3 protein-coding genes and 1 pseudogene are annotated in these 1,072 nt (G+C 60.5%); all 4 read left to right on the plus strand.

Features of this window, described 5'->3' with window-relative positions; translation table 11 throughout:
• The coding region (locus WD823_RS03140) for a hypothetical protein (RefSeq protein ID WP_368428033.1) at window positions 1-226 on the plus strand (226 nt) is incomplete at its 5' end.
• Window positions 227-284: 58 nt separating this feature from the next.
• The gene (locus tag WD823_RS03145; RefSeq protein WP_368428034.1) at window positions 285-641 is read left to right on the plus strand and encodes a VOC family protein; all 357 of its coding nucleotides are present in this window, start codon (window positions 285-287) and stop codon (window positions 639-641) included.
• Window positions 642-743: 102 nt separating this feature from the next.
• Window positions 744-905, plus strand: a pseudogene (locus tag WD823_RS03150) (oxidative damage protection protein); the annotation flags it as partial.
• A gap of 50 nt (window positions 906-955) precedes the next feature.
• A partial coding sequence (locus WD823_RS03155) for a gamma-butyrobetaine hydroxylase-like domain-containing protein (RefSeq protein WP_368428035.1) occupies window positions 956-1,072 on the plus strand: 117 nt, incomplete at its 3' end.

Consider the following 1,072-nt stretch of genomic DNA (forward strand, 5'->3'; position numbering starts at 1 on the left):
GGCGAGAATCGTGAAACGGACGCGGAGCGGCCCATACCTTGTGACGATAGGCGGAGAAACCAAACACCTTTGCGGCTGTGGACTTTCGAATACCCAGCCTTTTTGCAACGGCACCCACAAGATTGCGCGCCAGGAAGACCCCAACAAGCTCTATTGGTACGACGAGCAAGGCAAGGGCTTCGAAACCACTGACAGCTTCCAGGGTATTCGCTGTCCACAAGAGTGAATCGGGAAGCCACGACAGGCGCAGTGTTTTGTGGGCGTACCGGCCTCGAGTCCCTTGAATGATCGAATCGATTAGCGCAGTGACCCTTGCGACCCATGACATGGCGCGTGCGGTGCGGTTTTACTCGTCATTGGGCTTTTCCATTCGATACGGCGGGGGGGCGGCTGCGTTCACCAGTTTTCACGCAGGCAGTGGCTATCTCAACCTCATCGCTGCGCCCAAGGATCAGCGCTGGTCGTGGTGGGGCCGGGTGATCTTTTGCGTATCAGACGTGGACGGCCTGTACCGGACCGCCGTGGCGCAAGGCTTGCAGCCCCAGTTTGCTCCGCGCGACGCGGAATGGGGCGAGCACTATTTCCACATCGCCGACCCGGACGGCCACGAACTGAGCTTTGCGAAACCCCTCGCCCGGTAGGGCATCGAGGCACTCACCGGCAGACTCCGTTTCGGCTGACGCATTGCTATACTCGACAAACGGATCGTCGTGTGTGCGACGGCCGTCCTGTGGAGTTCCCCCATGGCGCGCATGGTCAAGTGCATCAAGCTCGGGCGCGAGACCGAGGCGCTCGATTTCCCGCCCTATCCGGGCGCGCTCGGCAAACGCATCTTCGAGAACGTGTCGAAGGAAGCGTGGAAGCAGTGGCTCGAGCACCAGAAGACGCTGGTGAACGAGAATCGCAGCGGAGCCGACGTTGCCTCGGGCTATACCCCGCCGCAACAGAAGTAGACATGGACGGCAATACGCCACAACCCACCGAAATCAAGCTGCACCAGAAGTCTCGGCTGCTGGAGATCTCGTTCGCCGACGGCAACACCTTCCAGCTGGCTTGCGAGTTCCTGCGGGTC

This window comes from Sulfuricaulis sp., from assembly GCF_040901545.1.
Lineage (GTDB): Bacteria > Pseudomonadota > Gammaproteobacteria > Acidiferrobacterales > Sulfurifustaceae > Sulfuricaulis.

What these genes read in the sequence shown, in the direction of transcription:
- WD823_RS03145 (WP_368428034.1), top strand. Translation starts at nt 285, where the DNA reads ATGATCGAATCGATTAGCGCAGTGACCCTTGCGACCCATGACATGGCG.